Raw genomic sequence first — 205 nt, 5'->3', positions numbered from 1 at the left:
ACCGATAGTGAACCAGTACCGTGAGGGAAAGGCGAAAAGAACCCCTGTGAGGGGAGTGAAATAGAACCTGAAACCGTCTACGTACAAGCAGTGGGAGCCTCCTTTGTGGGGTGACCGCGTACCTTTTGTATAATGGGTCAGCGACTTAATGTTAGTAGCAAGGTTAACCGCATAGGGGAGCCGTAGGGAAACCGAGTCTTAACTG

The 205-nt window shown here is 50.7% G+C and carries 1 rRNA gene; it reads left to right on the top strand.

The features are described from left to right. Positions 1 to 205, top strand: a 23S ribosomal RNA gene (locus BZJ21_RS16050); the annotation flags it as partial.

It is taken from the genome of Salinivibrio costicola subsp. alcaliphilus, assembly GCF_001996185.1.
In the GTDB taxonomy this organism is placed as follows: Bacteria; Pseudomonadota; Gammaproteobacteria; order Enterobacterales; family Vibrionaceae; genus Salinivibrio; species Salinivibrio costicola.
The sequence above is the reverse complement of the archived record's forward strand: the minus strand, read 5'-3'. Positions and strand labels throughout refer to the sequence as shown.